This is a genomic window from Pseudomonas indica NBRC 103045 (genome assembly GCF_002091635.1).
Taxonomy (GTDB): domain Bacteria; phylum Pseudomonadota; class Gammaproteobacteria; order Pseudomonadales; family Pseudomonadaceae; genus Pseudomonas_M; species Pseudomonas_M indica.
Map to the genome: position 1 here is coordinate 30,824 of NZ_BDAC01000031.1, position 21,217 is coordinate 52,040.

The following is a 21,217-nucleotide window of genomic DNA, read 5'->3' on the forward strand; positions in this document are numbered from 1 at the left end:
GCCCGCAGCAACCCACATCGGCCAGGACTGTCCTGGCCGATGTCTTTCCGGTGGAAATGGATCTCAAGGACAGCGGACATGTTCAACCCGGCCAACGAAACCCACTTCAGCCTCGCCATCGACGGCGTCCAGCATGACCTGCAGGTCCTCGAATTCCGGGGCCGCGAAGCCCTCAACCGGCCCTACCGCTTCGACCTCGAACTGGTCAGCGAAAAGCCCGACCTGGACCTGGAAAGCCTGCTGCACAAGCCTGCCTTCCTCGCCTTCGCCCCGGATGGCAGTGGCGTCCACGGCCTGATCCACCGTATCGCCCAGGGCGAGTCCGGCAAGCGCCTGACCCGCTATCGCCTGAGCCTGGTGCCACAGCTGACCTACCTGGCCCACCGCACCAACCAGCGTATTTTCCAGCACCTCACCGTGCCGCAGATCATCGCCCAGGTCCTCGAGGACCACGGCATCCTGGCCAACGCCTACCGCTTCCAGCTCGGCCCCACCGTCTACCCCGAGCGCGACTACTGCGTGCAGTACGACGAGACCGACCTGCACTTCGTCCAGCGCCTCTGCGAAGAGGAAGGCCTGTCCTACCACTTCCAGCACAGCCCGGGCGGCCACCTGCTGGTGTTCGGCGACGACCAGACCGTCTTCCCCAAGCTCGCCCCGGTGGCCTACCAACAGGACAGCGGCCTGGTCGCCGACGTGCCGGTGATCAAGCGCTTCGGCGTGCGCATGGAAACCCGCCCCAGCCGCGTCACCCGCCGCGACTACGATTTCGAACAACCGCGTCTGCAGCTGGAAGCCGCCTCCAAGGGCGAGGCCAAGCCGGACCTGGAAGACTACGATTACCCCGGCCGTTTCACCGACCGTACCCGCGGCAAGCACCTGGCCAAGCGCGCCCTCGAACGCCACCGCGCCGACTACCAGCTCGCCGAGGGCCACAGCGACCAGCCCAGCCTGGTCACCGGCCACTTCCTTGCGTTGACCGACCACCCCCGGGCCAACTGGAACGACCTCTGGCTGCTCACCGCCCTCACCCATTGGGGCAAACAACCGCAGGTGCTGGAAGAGAGCATCACTGCCTCGAACCCACTCGGTTCGACTCCCTCGCCCCTCTGGGGAGACGACTGCATGGATGCAGGAGGTAGAGCGACGCAGGATGCCAAAGCCGAGGGTTGGGGTGAGGGGGCGGACTCCAGCCCGAACACCGATCCCAACTTCACCCAAGGCTACCGCAACCACTTCACCGCCACCCCCTGGGACGTCTTCTACCGTCCGCAACTGGATCATCCCAAGCCGCGCATCCTCGGCAGCCAGACCGCCGTCGTCACCGGCCCGGCCGGCGAGGAGATTCACTGCGATCAATACGGCCGCGTGAAAGTCCAGTTCCACTGGGACCGCCACGGCCAGACCGACGAGCACACCAGTTGCTGGCTGCGCGTCTCCTCCAGTTGGGCCGGCGACCGCTACGGCGGCGTCGCCATCCCGCGCATCGGCATGGAAGTGCTGGTCACCTTCCTCGAAGCCGATCCGGACCAGCCCTTGATCACCGGCTGCCTGTTCCACAAGGAGCACGAGGTCCCCTACGACCTGCCGGCGAACAAAACCCGCAGCGTCTTCAAGACCCTCAGCACGCCGGGCGGCGGGGGCTACAACGAGCTGCGCATCGAGGACAAGAAGGGCCAGGAGCAAATCTTCATCCACGCCCAGAAGGACTGGGACGAGAACATCGAGCACGACCAGACCATCCGCGTCGGCCACGAGCGTCACGACACGGTGGAGGCCAACGCCTACAGCGAATTCAAGGCCGAGGAACACCGCATCACCCACCTCGACCGCAAGACCGAACTCAAGGCCAACGATCACCTCACGATCGGGCAGAACCAGCACATCAAGATCGGCACCGGCCAATTCCTCAAAGCCGGCCAGGAAATCCACCTGTCCAGCGGCGTCAAGGTGGTCCTGGAGGCTGGCTCGGAGCTGACCCTCAAGGGCGGCGGCAGTTGGCTCAAGCTCGACGGCAGCGGCGTCACCCTCACCGGCCCGACCATCAAGATGAACTCCGGCGGCAGCCCGGGCAAAGGCTCCGGTGCCAGCCCCGCCCTGCCCGGCCAATCGAAAGCCGCGGACAACGACAAAGCGGGCTACGTCCTGACGCTCCCGCAGATCCAGACCCTCAAACGCAACGCCCCCTTCTGCGAGGAGTGCGTGAAGTGCAAGGACGGCGCCTGTGTCTACACCTTCTGATGCCCTGACCCCACGCCAATGGCTGGCAGACCAGCCCCATGACGCCAGCCGCTACCTCTACGTGGTGCTGGGCAATACCAGCGACGCCGACCCGCTACCGACCTACTACCGCCAGGCCGATGCCGCGCCCCTGCTGCCGATCTGGGAAGGCACGCCCTATGCCGGTTGGCAGGAAGTCATGCCCTTCCTCGGCGAACTCCGCGCCGACAGCCTCTTCCTCGACTGGATCGAGCAACAGACCGAGCGCGACTGGGGCTGGCTGGCGATCTCGCCCTACCCGGCGACCGTCGTCCGCGACTGGCTGCGCAGCCTGACCCAGGTGCGCATGCCCGACGGCAGCGAAGTGTTCTTCCGCTACTGGGACGGCCGCCACCTGGCCCCGATCCTCACTCACCTCAGCGGCACGGCGGGCGACCTGCTGCCGGTGTTCGAGCGCTACTGGATCAACGGCCGCGACCTGACCGTCGAGCTACCCGTCCTCGGCCCAAGCCGCCCCTATCCCTGGTGGGACGTACCGCCGGACCTGCTCGCCAAGCTCAGCGCCGAGGACCCCGCACCGCTGGTGGACAACCTGATGCAGTGGCTGCGCGAGACCCATCCCGACCTGTATTTCGCCTTTCCCGAAACGAATCTGCGGCTGAAGACCGAACACTTCATGCGGCACGCCACGTACACGGAAGACACGCTTGCCGGGCTGTTCAAAGCCCATCTGGAAAAGGAATTGTCCCTATGATCAGCTCGGTTCTCTACGGCTCGTTCATGCTTCACGGCTTGTCCGCGGAGGAGCCGGATGCAGGCAGCATCCTCGCGAACTTCAAGAAGAACAGCATGGAGCGCTACAAGGGGCTCGCCGATAGCCTGCTCACCGGCTGGGCGCTGGACGCCCAGCAGCAGTTCAGCATCGGCGAAGAGATCAAACTCAAGCGGGACAAGGACGACAACGGCAGAGTCCAGACATATGCCACCTGCCCGGCCAATGCGCAGCTCAAGCTGCTGCACGCCTTCGACTCGGTCAACTTCGTCCCGATCGGCAATACGCCCTACGAAGCGGTGCAGGAAATCTCCCTCCTGGCCAGCCTGAGCGGCGAAAAGCCGCAGACGTTTTCCGGCGTTCTCGATGCCAACGGCATGGGCCAGATCAGCGGTTGCCTGCCAAACAGCCAGTACCGCATCCGCTTCTTCCCAAAGGTCGGCCAGGGCGAAATCGACGCACTCTACGCCTCCTACGACGGCGTGATCGACAAACTCCACGGCTGGCTGCAGAGCGAGTGGAACGGCACCATCGCCGCCCAGTGGCGAGCGCTGGCGCCCGTCAACGATCCGCGCCGCCTCACCCAGATCAACGACGCCTTCATGAGCGGCATGGGCAAGGCCCTGATGTCGCTCTGGGATGACGTCAAGAAACTGTTCCACATCCTCACCCACCTGGACGAGTACTACGACAAGCTGGTGCAGTTCATCTCCGAGGCCGACTTCCAGAAGCTCAAGGCCCAGGCCAAGGAGCTGATGCAACGGGTCTTGATGATCGTCAGTGACGAGCCGCTGATGTTCCTCTACGCCTCCGCCGTGGTCTGCTGGGTACAACTCCTGCCGCCCACCACCGTGGCGGAAATCATCGCCCAGTTCGCCACCGGGCTCTTGCTCGACATACTGCTCGGCATCGTGCTCACCGGCGGCGCGGGCCTGGCCGTGCGGCTCTCGGTCAAGGCGACCAAGGCCGTCGGCAACGGCGCGGCGGCGCTGCTCGAAAAAGCCCTGCAAACGCTGATCGACCTGAGCAAGAGCCACGCGCTGAGCGCCCATGCCGATACGGTGAAGCCACTGGCGGCCCGGGGAGAAGTGCTGGTCAACAGCTCGAAGAAAGCGACCGTGCAGATCCAGAGCCCGGCCCAGGGCATTTCCCAGGTCGAGCCCGACACGCTGGGCATCAAGCGGGGCAAGACTCAGAACACCCGGGTGAGCCAGGCCCCGCAGGTCGACGATGTTTCGACGACAGCGAAAACGCCCAACGACAAACCCGCCGACAGCGCCAAGAACACCTGCACCAACAACTGCCCGGTCTCCATGGTCACCGGCGAGGAACTGCTCACCCTCACCGACGGCGAACTCGACGGCCTGCTGCCCTTCCCCTGGACCCGCCTCTACCGCACCAGCGCCGCCGAGATCGACAGCGGCCTGGGCTATGGATGGAGCCACAGCCTGTCGCACCGCCTGGTGCAGGAAGACGACAGCCTCGTCTGGATCGACCACGAGAACCGCCGCACCGTCTTCCCGATCCCCAGCGCGCAGCGCCCGGCGATCACCAACCGGCTGTCGCGCGCGGCCATCTACCTGGGCGACGACCCGGCCGAGTTGATCCTCGCGGCAGCCGGCGACACGCCGCGCTTCTACCACTTCCGCCGCGATACCGGCGGCGGCTACCTGATCGCCATCAGCGACGCCTACGGCAACCGCCTGGAGCTGAGCCGCGACCTGCTCGGCCGCATCCGCCGCCTGAGCAGTCCATCCAGCCGCGCCCTGCTGCTGCGCTACGAAGGCAAGCACCTCGCCGCGGTGGACTACCAGGTCTATCGCCCGGCCGAAAACGAAGAAGCCTGCTGGCAGACCGTGCAGACCCTGGCGACCTACCGCTACAACGAAGCCGGCCAGTTGCTGGAGGCCGCTAACGCGCTGGGCGAAGCCGAGCGCTACCGCTACGACGCCCAGAACGTCATCCTCGAACGCCAACTGGCCGGCCACGCGGCCTTCTACTGGGAGTGGCAGGGCGAAGGCAAGATGGCCCGCTGCGTGCGCCACTGGGCCAACTTCCAGCAGATGGAAGCGCGCTACCTGTGGGACGACCAGGGCGGCGTGACCGTGATCAACGCCGACGGCAGCGAGGAAGTCTACGTCCACGACAAGAACGCCCGGCTGATCAAACAGGTCGATCCGGACGGCGCCCAAACGCTCAAGTCCTACGACGAGAAAGGCCAGCTCATCGCCGAGCAGGACCCGCTCGGCGCCCTCACCGAATACCGCTACGACGATGCCGGCCGCCTCACCGCAATCATCCCGGCCGAAGACGAGCCCACCGTCTTCGAATACCGTGACGGCTTCGTCAGCGCCGTCAGCCGGGGCCAGGCCACCTGGACGTACCGGCGCAACGCCCAGGGCGACATCACCGCCCAGACTGACCCGCACGGCCATACCACCCGCTACGTCTACGACGCCCAGGGCCGCGTGCGGGAAATCCACCACCCGGACGGCAGTTGCCACCAGCTCGCCTGGAACCCCCACGGCCAGCTCATCGAAGAGCAACTGCCCAACGGCGGCCAGCGGCGCTACCGCTACGACGCCCTCGGCCGGCAGATCACCCGCCAGGACGAGAACGGCGCCATCACCCAGTACCAGTGGGACGCCGTCGGCCGGCTGGCCCAAGTCACCCTGCCCGGCGGCGCCACCCGCGCCTACAGCTACAACGCCTACGGCAAGGTCACCGCCGAGCGCGACGAACTCGGCCGCGTCACCCGCTACGAATACGCCGACGGCCTGCATCTGGTCAGCCGCCGCATCAACCCGGACGGCAGCCAGCTCCGCTACCGTTACGACAACGCCCGCCTGCTGCTTACCGAGATCGAGAACGAGCGCGGCGAGCACTACCGCCTGGACTATTACCCCAACGGCCTGATCCAGCAGGAAACCGCCTTCGACGGGCGCACCACCGCCTACGCCTATGACCTCAAGGGCCGGCTGGTCGAGAAGAAGGAGTTCGGCGACGACGGCAGCGAGCTGGTCACCACCTACCAGCGCGACAGCGCCGGCCGCCTGCTGGTGAAGACCCTGCCGGACGGCGAGCAGGTCCACTACGCCTACGACGGCCTCGGCCGGCTGGTCAGTGTCGACGACGGCCAGTGGCCGCTGGCCTACCGCTATGACCTGCAGGACCGCCTGATCGAGGAGCACCAGGGCTGGGCCACTCTGCGCTACGCCTACGACGCCCTCGGCCAGCTCAGCCATTGCCGCCTGCCCGACGGCAGCCGCCTGGATTACCGTCACCAGCCCGGTGGCGCCCTGGCCGCCATCCAGCTCAACGGCCAGCCGCTCACCGCCCACCAGTTCACCGCCGGCGGGCGCGAGCAGTTCCGCCAGCAGGGTGTGCTGCTCAGCGAATACCAGTACGACGAACAGGGCCGCCTGCTCGCCCACCGCGTGCACCAGGACGAACGCCGCCTGTTGCAACGCCAGTACCGCTACGATGCCAACGGCAACCTCGCCGGCATCGACGACTCACGCAAGGGCAGCAAGCGCTTCCACTACGACCCGCTGGACCGCCTCGTCGCGGTGCGCGGCGACACCCCGGAAAGCTTCGTCCACGACCCCGCCGGCACCCTCCTGGCGCAGAGCGGCACCCCCAACTCCGGGATGGCCAACGTCAAGGGCAACCGCCTGCTCATGCAGGGCGACCGCCATTTCGACTACGACGCCTTCGGCAACCTCATCCGCGAACGCCGCGGCGCCGGGCACAAGCTGGTCACCGAATACCGTTACGACGCCCAGCACCGCCTGATCGGCGCCACCCTGCCGGACGGCCGCCAAGTGCACTACCGCTACGACGCCTTCGGCCGGCGCATCGCCAAGACCCTGGACGGCCGCACCACCGAGTTCCTCTGGCAGGGCGAACGCCTCATCGCCGAAAGCGCGCCGGGCCACTACCGTAGCTTCGTCTACGAACCCGGCACCTTCCGCCCCCTGGCCCTGCTCCAGGGCGAAGGCCCGCAGGCCCAGCCCTGCTACTACCAGCTCGACCACCTCGGCACCCCGCAGGAACTCACCAGCCCCGGCGGCGACATCCTCTGGTCCGTCAAATACCGCGCCTACGGCAACGTCGCCCAGGTGGAAATCGCCGACATCGACAACCCCCTGCGCTTCCAGGGCCAGTACTTCGATGCCGAAACCGGCCTGCACTACAACCGCCACCGCTACTACAATCCCAACACCGGCTGCTTCCTCACCCCCGACCCGATCAAACTCGCGGGTGGGCTGAACAACTACCAGTACGTGAACAATCCCACGGGGTGGGTTGATCCGTTGGGGTTGGCTGGGGTGAAGGAGGATTGTCCGGGCGGAGATAGAACCAAGCCTGCCAGTGGGCACAAAGATGAGGTTAGGCAGGCGAAGGTTGATAAAGGTGAACCTACAGCACCCGCTCCGGCGCCAACACCTAATGCTGAAGAGACCATCCGCGTACGGCACTACACGAACAGAAGGGGCTCAAATGGGATTGAGCAGGAAGGGGTTATTCGAGCCCAGGATAACAATAGAATTTATGTTGAGAGCACCAACAAGAAACCATTGAACCAGAAAGAAGCAGAAGAAAAATACCAAATTGGCCAAGGCAGAGGTCGTGACTACATTGAAACAGATGTTCCAAAGTCACGATTAGAATGGGTTAAGAATCCCAGGTATGGAACCTTAGAGCTGACGATCAAAGGTGATCTTGAGCTTAAAAATGCCAAAATTACAAGGAGAAAATAGCATGCTTGAGCAAAACAAGACTATATCTATCCCTGGAGAAGAAGCCTTGGAGGTATTGGGAGAAATTGAATTTATCTTGATTTCGCTGCACAAAATTGGCAGCTACTACTCTGATAAATCCAAAGAGGCTTACGAAAAAGCAACCACTGACTTTATTGACCAACAGATGGTAACCGCCAGACTAGCGAAGATTCGCCGCATAATAACTGAAAGATTTGACAGCTCATTAGATGACGATGATATGGATGATATTGAGCGATATCTGGATGGTATGGAGTTCTGGAAGCCGATATCATGAAAAACGCATAAAAAATTCATGAGCATTGATAATAAAAAGATTTTCGAATGGCTATCGTCTGGAAAACAGCTAGGAGTCAGGGGCAAAGTCACACAAAACAACGAGACTGTTTGGCTATCTATGGGAATTCAAAAATATGGAGCAGCTTACAAAACCTACATTAGTGAAATATTCGACTCGAAAATTGATATCGAAGACTATCTACGCGAAGAAATAAGAGAGTTCTCAACTGTAGAAGCCGCCTTAGAATACTTAAATCAAGAGTCCAGACTCGGTATTTTTGATCTCTCTCCATGCAAGGGACAAAAAATATTCAATCCGAGTTTTTCAACATAAACAGCCCTCGCATGGCGTAACTCCCCTTTGAATCCAGATGGGGGCTATGTTGAATATTTATTCCAACCCAAACAGAAGACAAAATGAAGAGTGCAGAAATAAAAATAATCAGGGAAAGCTCGGAAAATAAGATCAAGCTATTTTACGATGATGACCCTATAACGATTGAGATAAACTTAGACGAACACAAAACAAGCTTCACCGGAAGCAATTTATTTGAATGCTTTTCAAAACTCCGCGCAGAGCTTCCAGACATAAAGTTTCTATGTAAAGGAGCCAAACTCAATGTATACCCTTCGAGAATGACTTCTCAAATGGCCGGAGGGCTTTTAGCTTATGAGCTCACACTAGGCAAACAAGCACTTAGAGAAAACTTGGTAAATATTTTTGATCCTGAAGAGGAAAATATAGTTCAGAACCCTGACGAGCAAAAAGATTATTTCATGAAATGGATAAAATCTTTATAGACTCTTTCAGGGTATATATAGTTATCTCAAACGGGGAATCGGAATCAAAATCCGACCAGAAAATGACACTAGAATTTATTGAAGGCCAAATCGAGTTTGATGATTTTAGCTTACTTGCACGGTTGGTTGACTTTAGGAGCGACTTGTACTCACTGAAGGAGGACATGCTGCAAATATCCTATGAAGGAAATTTTCTTCTAGATGTTGGATGGTATCCGTCATTTGACCCTGACGGATGTTTTCAAATACATGTAGTAAAAGAATCCGACTGGGAAAATCCTTTATACTGTGACCAAGCTAATTCAATCACAGAGGCCATACATAGAATCAGAGACGCTCAAAATTTTATTCTAGCTAAAGATATATCCAAAAAATGAAGACTCATTAACCTATATCTTTTTAGATAATTAACCCGCCTTTTTTAGCTAGCGCCTACGTAGAGGAAAATGGATATTTGAAAAGGTTTTATGCCTAACAAGATCAAAGTGCCTGGAATTTCTGCCGAGCTAATCCAGCCAATTCAATTCTACCGCGCACTGTCCTGTCATCTTCGCCCTCAGTAACTCTCCGTTTCTAATGGCCCATCTTCCGAGCCAATTCTCGCCCCCTCCCGCCCAGCACCATGGAACCACTTCCAACCGTGACGTCACTCATGGTTCGTATGTCGAGCAACGCGGGATTGCCTTTCGGTTCAGCAATTCGGCGGATCGGTATCGCTTGGCGCCAAAACAAGAACAGATGATCCGCCTGGCCGGCATGGCTGGGCGCATTGATGCCTACAGGAACTGCCATGGAAATCGAACGCAAGCGGCTGCGCATCAGCCCCGTGCAACTGGGTGCTCGGCCGGTCCCGGAGGTGCCGGATCGTTGGGTGCTTGCAGGCCCCGACCGGGAGGAGATGACGATTACCTGCACGGATGCGGAAGGCGAGGTGTTCGCCCTCACGGTCCGGATCGCGCGGTTGCTGGCCGAGGGGCAGTCGTATCAGTTGGCGGCAGCGCTGACGCTCAACCATGAGGTGGCCTGTCTCAATGGTGGGGCGGTTGCCTATGACGTGGATGACGACACCTTCCTGTACTGCAAACGGGTCGAGGCTCGCACGCTGGACCTCTCCGCCTTCAATGATCGGATCGCCCGTGCCTTTTCGACGGCCCGCCTGCTGCGCGAACGGCTGGCGCAAGCGCAAGGGCGCATCCGGCCGGCCACGGCGCAAGCCTTCCAACCCAGGGCGTAGGAGCGCATGTCATGGTCGGGATGAGTTCGATCGGCAACATCTTCCGCAGCGTGGCCGTCGCCACGAGCCTGCATGCGCCGCACGCCGCGCGGCCTCTGTCGAGCGCCAGTGAAGACTGGAACAAGGCGTTGGGAAAACTGGAGAGAAAGTTCCTCGGCAATACCAATGCCGGCGCCCCCGCGTTCCGGCGGGACGATTTCGCGAAGCACTCGATGGGTGCTGACCCCAGCCGCCTGCCACCGGGCAACATGCTGTTCCAACGCGGCATCTACACCGGTATCGCGGGCCTGTATGAGAAAACCACCGGCAAGCTGATGGATTACGACCGGATGAAGGTCAACGCGGTGGCCGCGTCGGTGTCCTGGGCTTTCCAGAACGATCTGCTACCCGACAAGGCGAACAGCATCGTCGATATCGGCGCCGCCCATGGTGGCGCAACGGTGCAGCTCGGCAAGAAGTACCAGGAGGCGAGCATCCTGGCACTGGACCCAGACCCGCAATCGGCGAAGTTCATCGAGGAGAAGGTCAAGGGCGGCGATTCGGTGTTGAAGAATCCCGAACGTCTGGCGACCTTCTCGGGGACCTTCCAAGAGGCCTTTTCCGCGGGCAAGGTCAAGGAAAACAGTGCCGATCTTGTCGTCATGCAGGCCGTGGCGCCTTATCTGTCGGACGAGGAGCTGGCGGACACCCTGAAAGGTATCCATACGACCTTGGCCTCGGGCGGGAAAGTCGTGCTGTCCTGTTACGGCGAGGAGCACTTCAGCAAGACCAACGCCAACAGCACGCTCGCGCTGAGGTCGGACATGCAGATGCTGGAGATGTTCAAGAACGCCGGCCTTTCGGTGGAATGCGTCGGCAATAAGCTGCAGGCCGGGGACGGCAAGAGCTACGAAAAGAACACCCGGGAAATGGGCGATGTCATGGAGCAGAAAAGCATGCCCGGGCATCCCGATGGCAAGTATTGGCATTCGGTCTATATCGTCGCGACCAAGCCGTGATCCCGACAGGTTGCGCAATCGCTGAACCGCTTTCGTAGGAGCCAGCTCTGCTGGCGATAATTCTGCGCGGCCCAATCGCGAGCAGAGCTCGCTCCTACAAAAAGCCGGACCAGATGTATAGGGGCGAATTTATTCGCCCAAACCCACCCTTGCCGGGCGAATGAATTCGCCCCTACTGGTTCGGAACGCAGGGCCCGGTAAACGCCATTTTTCTTGCCGCAGCTCAATACTCGGCCTGGATTGGTCCGCTAGAGTGTCCGGTTCTTCGCCACGCAGAGCCCCGTTCCGATGCACGCTCCTGAGCTTCTTTCTCCCGCCGGCACCTTGAAGTCCATGCGCTACGCCTTCGCCTACGGGGCGGATGCGGTGTATGCGGGCCAGCCGCGCTACAGCCTGCGGGTGCGCAACAACGAGTTCGACCACGCCAACCTGGCACTGGGGATCGCCGAAGCCCACGGGCAGGGCAAGCAGTTCTACGTGGTGGTGAACATCGCGCCGCACAACGCCAAGCTGCGGACCTTCCTCGACGACCTGAAGCCGGTGGTGGAGATGGCGCCGGATGCGTTGATCATGTCCGATCCGGGGCTGATCATGCTGGTGCGCGAGCATTTTCCGGACGTGGCGGTGCACCTGTCGGTGCAGGCCAACGCGGTGAACTGGGCGAGCGTGGAGTTCTGGCGGCGCCAGGGGCTGAGCCGAGTGATCCTGTCGCGTGAGCTGTCGCTGGAGGAGATCGGCGAGATTCGCGAGCGGGTGCCGGGCATGGAGCTGGAGGTGTTCGTCCACGGCGCGCTGTGCATGGCCTATTCCGGGCGTTGCCTGCTGTCCGGCTATATGAACCGACGCGACCCGAACCAGGGCACCTGCACCAACGCCTGCCGCTGGGAATACAAGGCCGAGGAAGCGCAGGAGAACGAGCTGGGCGACATCGTGCCGGCGGTGCGGCAGTGGCAACCGATCCCGGCAACACAGATCGAGCCCACCCTTGGCCAGGGCGCGCCCACGGACCGGGTGTTCCTCCTCGAAGAAAGCGGCCGTCCGGGCGAGGCCATGTCCGCCTTCGAAGACGAGCACGGCACCTACATCATGAACTCCAAGGACCTGCGTGCCGTGCAGCACGTGGAACGGCTGACGAAAATGGGCGTGCATTCGCTGAAGATCGAGGGCCGCACCAAATCCCATTACTACGTGGCGCGCACCGCCCAGGTCTATCGCCGGGCCATCGACGACGCCGTGGCCGGGCGGCCGTTCGACCGTTCGCTGATGGACACCCTGGAATCCCTCGCCCACCGCGGCTACACCGAGGGCTTCCTGCGCCGGCACGTGCATGACGAGTACCAGAACTACGAGCGCGGCACGTCCGTGTCCGAGCGCCAGCAGTTCGTCGGCGAGCTGACCGGCGAACGCCGGGGCGCCCTGGCCGAGGTCAAGGTGAAGAACCGCTTCGCCGTGGGCGACCGCCTGGAACTGATGACGCCCCAGGGCAACGTGCACTTCACCCTCGACGCCCTGGAGAAAGGCAACGGCGAGCGCACGGCGCTGGCGCCAGGCGACGGGCATACCCTGTACCTGCCGCTGCCGGGCGATCTGGACCTGCGCCACGCGCTGCTGATGCGCCATCTGGAGGATGGCGCTACCACGCGCGGCTAAGTCGCCCCACGACGCCGGCAGGCCGCGTTCAGATCATTGCCTGCTCCTTCAGCAGCTCGGCGAACGCCTCCGCGCGCACCGGCCGGCTGACCAGGTAGCCCTGGATCTCGTCGCAGCGGTACAGCTTGAGGAAGTCCAGTTGCGCCTGGGTCTCCACGCCTTCGGCCACCACCTTGAGTTCCATGCTGTGGGCCATGGCGATGATGGCGCGGGTGATCGCGGCGTCCTCCCCGCTGGCGGACAGGTCGCGGATGAAGGTCTGGTCGATCTTCACGTAGTCGGCCGGAAAACGCTTCAGGTAGCTGAGCGAAGAGTAACCGGTGCCGAAGTCGTCAATTGACAGCTTCACCCCGTGGCTCCGCAACTGGCGGAAAGTGCTGATGACGTTCTCCACGTTGTCCAGCAGTTGGCTTTCGGTCAGCTCCAGTTCCAGCAGATGTGGCGGCAGGCCGGTCTCATCCAGGGCCAGGCGCACCAGGCTGGTGAAGTTGCCGGGGCGCAGTTGTTGCACCGAGAGGTTCACCGAGACACGGATGTCCGCCAGCCCGCTTTGCTGCCATTCCCGCGCCTGGCGGCAGGCTTCGCGCAGGACGAATTCGCCGAGCGGCACGATCAGCCCGGTTTCCTCGGCCAGGCCGATGAAGTCGGAGGGCGGCACCAGCCCGAGCTGTGGATGGTTCCAACGCACCAGCGCCTCGGCGGCGTGCACGCTGTCGTCCAGCAGGTTGAGCTTGGGCTGGTAGTAGACCTCCAGTTGCCCCTCGTCGATAGCCTTGCGCAACTGGGTTTCCAGTTGCAGGCGCTCCAGGGTGCAGGCCTGCAGGTTGTCGGTGAAGAACTGGAAGGTGTTGCCGCCCAGGTGCTTGGCGTGCTGCATGGCCATATTGGCCTGACTGATCAGCGCGGAGATTTCCCGGGCGTTTTCCGGCAGCAGGCTGATGCCGACGGACGCATTCACCACCAGTTCGTGCCCACCGATGTCCATCGGCACGCGCAGCTTGGCGAGCAGGCGGCTGGCCAGCCGGGCGAGGCTGGAGAGGCTGCCGTAGGTATCCAGCAGCACGGCGAACTCGTCGCCGGAGAGCCGCGCCAGGGTGTCCGCCTCCGGTACCGCCTGGGTCAGGCGGCGCGCCATCTGGCGCAGCAACTGGTCGGCGACCTCATGGCCGAGGCTGTCGTTGAGCAGCTTGAAGCGGTCCAGGTCGATGTGCAGCAGCGCCAGGCTGCGCCCGCTCTGCCGCGCCCGCTGGCTGGCCTCGTGCAGGCGCTCCTTGAACAGGGTGCGGTTGGCCAGCCCGGTCAGTTCGTCGTAATGGGAGAGGTAGCGCAGGCGCTCTTCCGCCTCGCGGCGCGCCGACAGGTCGGAAAGGAAACCGACGATATGGCTGCCCCGTCCGCGGCCGTCGTGTACCACGTTGAGCTGCAGCCACTGGGGGTAGAGTTCGCCGTTCTTGCGCGTCTCGATCAGTTCGCCCTGCCAGGTGCCATGTTGCTCCAGCTCCAGGCGGATCATCTGGTATTGCCGGCGCGCCTCACGGCTGGCGACCAGTGCGTTCACGCCCCGTCCAAGCACCTCTTCGCGGCGATAGCCGGTGACCTCGCTGAACGCCTGGTTGACGGCGAGCAGGCGGTAATCCGGATCGAGGATGAAGATGCCCTCGCTGGCGGCTTCGAACACGGTGGCGGCGAGACGCTGCTCTTCCTCGCGCAGCTTGCGCGCGCTGACGTTGCGGCGCGTGCCGAGCATGCGCGTGACCCGCCCTTCGGCGTCGCGCTCCACTGCCCGGCCGCGATCCTCGACCCAGACCCAGCGGCCATCGGCATGGCGTACGCGGTACTCGATGGCATAGCCGTCGCTGCGGCCCTTGAGGTGCTCCACCAGAGCCCGGCGCAACAGCGGCAGGTCCTCGGGATGCAGGCGCGGCTTGAGATCGCGCAGCACGGTGGTCTCGCCCGGTTCGATGCCGAAGATTTCCTTGAGCTGCGAATGGTGCACTTCATCGCTCACCAGGTCCCAGTCCCACAGGCCCAGCTCGCTGGCCTCCAGGGCAAGGGCCAGGCGCGCCTCGCTCTTGCTCAGGGCGTGGCTGGTTTCGTCCAGCTCCAAGGTGCGCTGGGCGACGCGCATTTCCAGTTCGTCATGGGCCCGGCGCAGGTCGCGCTCGGCGCGGCGGCGCTGCTCCACCTCACGGGCCAGCTCCTGGTTCAGGCCGTTGGCCTGCAGGCGGGCATGTTCCAGGTGCTCGATCAGCGCCTGGTTGTGATAGCGCCGCATCAGGCTGCTCTGCACTAGCCGGTTGACCTGCCAGGCCACCACCAGCAGCGCGGCCAGCAGGATCAACCCGAGCAGGCCCCAGCCACGCAGCATCGTGTGCCCGCTGAGCAGCAGGTAGCCGATGCTGGGCACCAGACAGGGCAAGGCGAAACTGAGAAACGCCGGCAGGCTCACGGCATAGGCGACGCTGGCGGAAAGAATGGCCGCGGCGATCAAGCCGAACAGCAGGGCCTGCTGGATGAAGGCATCCTGCGGCACCAGCACGACGACGGCATAGGCGAGCGTCAGGCCGGACAGCGCGGCGCCGCCGAGGAACATCCGCCGCCAGTGCGGACGCGACTGACGCGAAGGCAGCGCGGCATTGAAGGCGGCCACCTGCACCAGCCGCAGCAAGGCCAGCAGCACGAGCCAGACCAGCCAACCGCCGAGCGCGAGCCCGGACGACGGCCCCCACAGCAGGTAGGCGCAGGCCAGCCCATTGAGCAGCATGAACAACGTCGGCACCCAGGAACCCTGGTAGAGCAGGCGCGTCCGCTCGATGGCGATATCCTCGGCGAACTGCCGGCGGATCGCCTGCTCGTCGTCCTCGAACGACTCTGAAACGGCACAATTCAAAGTGGCGGTCATAGGCGCTTTTCTTGTAGTGATTGCCTAGGGCGTCGGGGGAGCATACCCGACCCCCAGTGACTGCCCAATACCACCGATGGGGCGGAATCGCCTCGCTTTCCCCATCTTTAGGATGGGATTACCGCTCCAGAGCCCTCCGACCCACCGACGAGCGGTAGGCGTGCCTGACCGTCGCCCCGGTTTGCCCCCGTCCGCCCCGCCCCCTAGAATGCCGCGATGCGCGACGATCTCTCCCTCCTGCTGAACTCCCTCAACGACGCCCAGCGCCAGGCGGTAGCCGCCCCGGTCGGACGTCAATTGGTCCTGGCCGGTGCCGGCTCGGGCAAAACCCGTGTGCTGGTGCACCGCATCGCCTGGCTGATCCAGATCGAGAACGCCTCGCCGCACTCGATCCTGTCGGTGACCTTCACCAACAAGGCCGCCGCCGAGATGCGCCAGCGCATCGAGCAACTGCTGGGCATCAACCCCATGGGCATGTGGGTAGGCACCTTCCACGGCCTCGCCCACCGGCTGCTGCGCGCCCACTGGCAGGAAGCCGGGCTGGCGGAGAACTTTCAGATTCTCGACTCCGACGACCAGCAGCGCCTGGTCAAGCGGGTGATCCGCGAACTCGGCCTCGACGAGCAGCGCTGGCCGGCGCGCCAGGCGCAGTGGTGGATCAACGCCCAGAAGGATGAGGGCCTGCGCCCGCAGAACATCCAGGCCGGCGGCGACCTGTTCCTCGCCACCCAGCTGAAAATCTACGAAGCCTACGAAGTGGCCTGCGCCCGCGCCGGGGTGATCGATTTCTCCGAGCTGCTGCTGCGCGCCCTCGATCTCTGGCGCGACAAACCCGGCCTGCTGGAGCACTACCAGCGGCGCTTCCGCCACGTGCTGGTGGATGAATTCCAGGACACCAACGCCGTCCAGTACGCCTGGCTGCGTCTGTTGGCCAAGGGTGGCGAAAGCCTGATGGTGGTGGGCGACGACGACCAGTCGATCTACGGCTGGCGCGGCGCGCGGATCGAGAACATCCAGCAGTTCTCCAGCGACTTCCCGGACGCCGAGACTATCCGCCTGGAGCAGAACTACCGCTCCACCGCCTGCATTCTCAAGGCCGCCAACGCGCTGATCGCCAACAACCAGGGCCGCCTCGGCAAGGAACTCTGGACCGAAGGCTGCGAAGGCGAGCCCATCGCCCTCTACGCCGCCTTCAACGAGCACGACGAAGCGCGCTACGTGGTGGAAGGCATCGAGCGGGCCATCAAGGACGGCATGGCGCGCAGCGAAATCGCCATCCTCTACCGCTCCAACGCTCAGTCGCGGGTGCTGGAAGAGGCGCTGCTGCGCGAGAAGATTCCCTACCGCATCTATGGCGGCCAGCGCTTCTTCGAACGCGCCGAAATCAAGAACGCCATGGCCTATATGCGGCTGATCCACACCCGCCACAACGACGCCGCCCTGGAGCGGGTGATCAACGTGCCGGCGCGCGGCATCGGCGAGAAAACCGTCGAGACCCTGCGCGAATTCGCCCGTGGCCAGGGCCTGTCGATGTGGGCCGCGCTGCACCAGGCGGTCGGCACCAAGGTCATCGCCGGCCGCGGCGCCAGCGCGCTGAACGCCTTCGTCGAACTGGTCGATACCCTCGCTCTGAAGGTCGAGGGCCTGCCGCTGCACGCCATGACCCAACGGGTGATCGAGGACTCCGGCCTGCTCGCCTACCACCGCGACGAGAAGGGCGAGAAAGGCCAGGCCCGGGTGGAGAACCTGGAAGAACTGGTCAGCGCCGCCCGCGCCTTCGACAACGAGGAACTCGAGGACGACCAGACGCCGCTGTCCGCCTTCCTCGACCACGCCTCGCTCGAGGCCGGCGAACAGCAGGCCGGCGACTTCGAGGACAGCGTCCAGTTGATGACCCTGCACAGCGCCAAGGGCCTGGAGTTCCCGCTGGTGTTCCTGGTGGGTATGGAAGAAGGCCTGTTCCCGCACAAGATGAGCCTGGAAGAGTCGGGTCGCCTGGAGGAAGAGCGCCGCCTCGCCTATGTCGGCATCACCCGCGCCATGCAGCGCCTGGTGATGACCTACGCGGAGACCCGTCGCCTGTACGGCAGCGAGACTTACAACAAGGTCTCGCGCTTCGTCCGCGAAGTGCCGCCCTCGCTGATCCAGGAAGTACGCCTGTCCAACAGCATCAGCCGGCCCTATTCCGGCGGGCGCAGCAACGGCAGCCTGTTCGCCGGCGCCGCCGTTCCCGAAACCGGCTTCAGCCTGGGCCAGCGCGTCCAGCACCCGCTGTTCGGCGAAGGGGTGATCCTCAACTTCGAAGGCGGCGGCGCCCAGGCGCGGGTCCAGGTAAATTTCGACAGCGAAGGCAGCAAGTGGCTGATGCTTGCCTATGCCAAGCTGGAAGCGCTATAGCCGCCTACCCATGGTTCTGCGGGAGCGCTCCGATCCGCTCCCGCCAGAAAAGGACACAAGAAGAAAATCGCCCGCCAGGGCCAACCGCCATAAGGAAGACCCGATGAACCGCCGCCACCTCTTCGGTGCCGCCGCTGCCTTGCTCGCCACTCTCGGCCTCGCCGGCTGCAAGGACGACACCGCCCCCGCCAAACAGGAAGCCGCTGCCGAGGCCAAGACGTACCAGTGGAAGATGGTCACCACCTGGCCGAAGAACTACCCCGGCCTCGGCACCGGCGCCGAGCGCCTGGCCGAACGGGTCAAGACCATGAGCAACGGCCGCCTGACCATCAAGGTCTATGCCGCCGGCGAGCTGGTTCCCGCGTTGGAAGTGTTCGACAGCGTCTCCCGCGGCACCGCCGAGATCGGCCACGGCGCCGCCTACTACTGGAAAGGCAAAGTGGCCTCCGCGCAGTTCTTCACCGCCGTGCCCTTCGGCCTTTCCACCCCGGAAATGAACGCCTGGCTCACCCACGGCGGCGGCCAGGCCCTGTGGGACGAAGCCTACGCCCCCTTCGGCGTGAAGCCGCTGGCGGCTGGTAACTCCGGCATGCAGATGGGCGGCTGGTACAACAAGGAAATCAACAGCCTGGACGACCTCAAGGGCTTGAAGATCCGCATGCCCGGCCTGGGCGGCGAAGTGCTCAACCGTCTCGGCGCCACCACCGTCAACTTGCCCGGCGGCGAAGTGTTCACCGCCCTGCAGACCGGCGTCATCGACGCCACCGACTGGGTCAGCCCGTACAACGACCTGGCCTTCGGCCTGCACAAGGCCGCCAAGTACTACTACTACCCCGGCTGGCAGGAACCGCAGGCGGTGATCGAGCTGCTGATCAACCAGAAGGCCTACGACAGCCTGCCGGCCGATCTCCAGGCGATCCTCACCGAAGCCGCCCGCGCCGCCACCCAGGACATGCTCGACGACTACGTCTACAACAACGCCCTGGCGCTGGACGAACTGAAGAAGCAGGGCACCCTGCTCAAGCGCTTCCCTGACGAGGTGCTGGCGGCGATGCGCGACGAATCCGAGAAAGTCCTCGGCGAACTGGCCGCCCAATCCGACCTCAACGGTCGCATCTGGGCCTCGATGCAGGCCTTCCAGGCCCAGGTCACGCCGATGCACCAGTTGACCGAGAAAGAGCTGTACAACTGGCGTTGAGCCGATTGCGGGAGCGGATTCATTCGCGATGGGGCCGCGCCGGCCCCGCTTTGGTAGGAGCCAGCTCTGCTGGCGAAGCTTCTCGGCGGTCCCATTCGCGAGCAGAGCTCGCTCCTACAGGCTCCGGATCGGGCGGATTCATTCGCCCAACGGTCCCCCCGGAAGAGCCCTCGTCCCTCCGTTTGTCGCCTCCGCCCGCGCCCTCCGGACGAACGGCCATACTTCCCCGTCGAGGTATGTCCGAATGAAGAAAGCCCCGACCGCCGACCAGATTCTCGATACCGCCCTCGACCTCGCCGACTTCACTGGCTGGGAACGCCTGCATCTTTACGTGGTGGCCGCCCGCCTGGACGTCGGCCTCGATGCCATCGCCAAGCACTTCCGGCAGAAGGACGATCTGGTCGAAGCTTGGTTCGACCGCGCCGACCAAGCCATGCTGCGCCGCGCCAAGGCCACCGACCTGCTCGTCCTGAGTCCGGCCAAGCGCCTGGAAGAATTGCTCGTCGCCTGGCTCGCCAGCCTTTCCACCCACCGCGCAGTTACCCGCCAGATGCTGCTCTACAAACTCGAGCCCGGACATATCCACCTGCAACTGGGTGGCCTGCTGCGGGTCAGCCGCACCGTGCAATGGTGGCGCGAGGCGGCCCAGCGGCACACCACCCACCTCGCCCGCATCGCCGAGGAGACCGCGCTGACCGCCGCCTACCTCTGCACCTTCGTCCACTGGCTGCGCCACCCCGACGAAGACGAAGCGGACCTGCGCGCCCACCTGCGCCGGCAATTGCGCAGCGGCCCGCTGACGCTGCTGCTGCGCGAGGAAGCGGCGGCCTGACCGATTCGCTTCCAGCGCAACGGGGCAAAACCCCGAAACATTCTGCCGCTGGCCGTCACCGCCCGGGCTGGGCACCATGACGCGCGAAGTTTCAATAACGTAGAGAGAAGCTCAACAATGCAGCGTTTCCTCAGCCTCGTCCTGGCCCTGTGTGTCGGCCTGACCCTCAGCCTCGACGCCAACGCCAAGCGTCTCGGCGGCGGCAAGACCTTTGGCTCCACGCCGACCCACCAGACCACCCAGACCCGCCAGGCCACCCAGCCTTCGACCACCGCCACCACCCCGACCGCCGGCCGCCAGCCCGCCGCCGCCAGCGGTGCTTCGCGCTGGCTCGGCCCGCTGGCCGGTATCGCCGCCGGCGGCCTGCTCGCTGCCATGCTGTTCGGCGATGGCTTCCAGGGCCTGCAACTGCTCGACATCCTGATCTTCGGCCTGATCGCCTTCCTCCTGTTCCGCTTCCTCGCCGCCCGCCGCCAGCAGCAACCGGCCATGGCCGGCCACGCGCCGCAGCACCGCGACATGCCGCAGCAACCGATCTTCGGCAGCGCCGCCCCGGCCGCGGACGCCCGTCCGGTGATCAACGCACCGGCTTGGTTCAACGAACAGCGCTTCCTGGACGCCGGCCGTGAACATTTCATGGCCTTGCAGCAGCACTGGGATGCCGCCGAGATGGACAAAATCGGCGAGTTCGTCACCCCGCAGATGCTCGACTTCCTCAAGCAGGAGCGCGCCAGCCTGGGCGACGGCTTCCAGTCCACCTACATCGACAACCTGCAGGTGAGCCTGGATGGGCTCGACGACCTGGAAGACAAGACCATCGCCACCCTTACCTTCACCGGCGTGGCCAAGACCTCCCGCTTCGACCAGGGCGAGTTTTTCAGCGAAAGCTGGCGCATGGAGCGCGAACAGGGCGAGAACAAGCCCTGGCTGGTGACGGGTATCCGGCAGAACGGCTGATACCCCTTCGCAGACGAAAAAACCCGGGCATGGCCCTAATGCTGTTCACTTAAGCATTTGAGTCCAAGCCGGGGTTTCTAGAAAATCCGATACCAGCTCTCTGGTATCGGATTTTTTATGCCTATTCAGCAGCAATTGCTCGACCTCGGCGATCTCTTCAACTTTTCCGATCTGAGTACCTTCACCCAAAACA

15 protein-coding genes are annotated in these 21,217 nt (G+C 63.4%); 14 read left to right on the forward strand and 1 reads right to left on the reverse strand.

The annotated features are described in order from the left end of the window. Positions 1 to 78 precede the first annotated feature (78 nt). The 10 genes from PIN01S_RS24245 to trhP all read left to right on the forward strand — a co-directional run bounded on the left by PIN01S_RS24245 (position 79) and on the right by trhP (position 12,738). The gene (locus PIN01S_RS24245; RefSeq protein ID WP_084339483.1) at positions 79 to 2,241 is read left to right on the forward strand and encodes a type VI secretion system Vgr family protein; all 2,163 of its coding nucleotides are present in this window, start codon (positions 79 to 81) and stop codon (positions 2,239 to 2,241) included. Beyond that, positions 2,225 to 2,974 carry a DUF4123 domain-containing protein gene (locus tag PIN01S_RS24250; RefSeq protein WP_244506051.1) on the forward strand — a complete coding sequence of 250 codons (750 nt, stop codon included), beginning with the start codon at positions 2,225 to 2,227 and terminating at the stop codon, positions 2,972 to 2,974. The genes PIN01S_RS24245 and PIN01S_RS24250 overlap by 17 nt, the downstream gene beginning before the upstream one ends. Further along, a complete protein-coding gene (locus PIN01S_RS24255; RefSeq protein WP_084339484.1) occupies positions 2,971 to 7,755 on the forward strand; it encodes an RHS repeat-associated core domain-containing protein in 4,785 nt (1,594 codons plus the stop codon). Before PIN01S_RS24250 ends, PIN01S_RS24255 begins: the two co-directional genes overlap by 4 nt. 1 nt (position 7,756) lies before the next feature. Then, positions 7,757 to 8,053, forward strand: coding sequence for a hypothetical protein (locus tag PIN01S_RS24260; RefSeq protein WP_084339485.1), 297 nt, complete (start codon positions 7,757 to 7,759; stop codon positions 8,051 to 8,053). 18 nt (positions 8,054 to 8,071) lie between these two features. After that, positions 8,072 to 8,389, forward strand: coding sequence for a hypothetical protein (locus PIN01S_RS26585; protein WP_139198645.1), 318 nt, complete (start codon positions 8,072 to 8,074; stop codon positions 8,387 to 8,389). An 83-nt stretch (positions 8,390 to 8,472) separates the two neighbouring features. Beyond that, complete coding sequence (locus PIN01S_RS24265) at positions 8,473 to 8,856, forward strand: hypothetical protein (protein ID WP_084339486.1); 384 nt, start codon at positions 8,473 to 8,475, stop codon at positions 8,854 to 8,856. Beyond that, a complete protein-coding gene (locus PIN01S_RS26590) occupies positions 8,838 to 9,233 on the forward strand; it encodes a hypothetical protein (protein ID WP_139198646.1) in 396 nt (131 codons plus the stop codon). The genes PIN01S_RS24265 and PIN01S_RS26590 overlap by 19 nt, the downstream gene beginning before the upstream one ends. 413 nt (positions 9,234 to 9,646) lie before the next feature. Next, positions 9,647 to 10,090, forward strand: coding sequence for a type III secretion system chaperone (locus PIN01S_RS24270; protein WP_084339487.1), 444 nt, complete (start codon positions 9,647 to 9,649; stop codon positions 10,088 to 10,090). A gap of 11 nt (positions 10,091 to 10,101) precedes the next feature. After that, entirely contained in the window at positions 10,102 to 11,088 is a 987-nt protein-coding gene (locus PIN01S_RS24275; protein WP_084339488.1) for a class I SAM-dependent methyltransferase, read from the forward strand. Positions 11,089 to 11,376: 288 nt separating this feature from the next. Next, complete coding sequence (trhP, locus tag PIN01S_RS24280) at positions 11,377 to 12,738, forward strand: prephenate-dependent tRNA uridine(34) hydroxylase TrhP (protein ID WP_084339489.1); 1,362 nt, start codon at positions 11,377 to 11,379, stop codon at positions 12,736 to 12,738. Positions 12,739 to 12,766: 28 nt separating this feature from the next. Here trhP and PIN01S_RS24285 read toward each other — a convergent pair whose 3' ends face one another. Beyond that, positions 12,767 to 15,640, reverse strand: coding sequence for a putative bifunctional diguanylate cyclase/phosphodiesterase (locus tag PIN01S_RS24285; RefSeq protein WP_084339490.1), 2,874 nt, complete (start codon positions 15,638 to 15,640; stop codon positions 12,767 to 12,769). Positions 15,641 to 15,856: 216 nt separating this feature from the next. On the opposite strand from PIN01S_RS24285, the gene uvrD reads away from it, so the two are divergent. The 4 genes from uvrD to PIN01S_RS24305 all read left to right on the forward strand — a co-directional run bounded on the left by uvrD (position 15,857) and on the right by PIN01S_RS24305 (position 21,024). Next, positions 15,857 to 18,037, forward strand: a complete 2,181-nt coding sequence (uvrD, locus tag PIN01S_RS24290; protein WP_084339491.1) for a DNA helicase II — start codon at positions 15,857 to 15,859, stop codon at positions 18,035 to 18,037. Between the two features lie 103 nt (positions 18,038 to 18,140). Beyond that, positions 18,141 to 19,235, forward strand: a complete 1,095-nt coding sequence (locus PIN01S_RS24295; RefSeq protein ID WP_084339492.1) for a TRAP transporter substrate-binding protein — start codon at positions 18,141 to 18,143, stop codon at positions 19,233 to 19,235. A 244-nt stretch (positions 19,236 to 19,479) separates the two neighbouring features. Then, a complete protein-coding gene (locus PIN01S_RS24300; protein ID WP_084339493.1) occupies positions 19,480 to 20,067 on the forward strand; it encodes a TetR/AcrR family transcriptional regulator in 588 nt (195 codons plus the stop codon). 117 nt (positions 20,068 to 20,184) lie between these two features. Continuing rightward, on the forward strand, positions 20,185 to 21,024 hold the full coding sequence (locus PIN01S_RS24305) for a Tim44 domain-containing protein (RefSeq protein WP_084339494.1): 840 nt from the start codon (positions 20,185 to 20,187) through the stop codon (positions 21,022 to 21,024). Positions 21,025 to 21,217 lie beyond the last annotated feature (193 nt).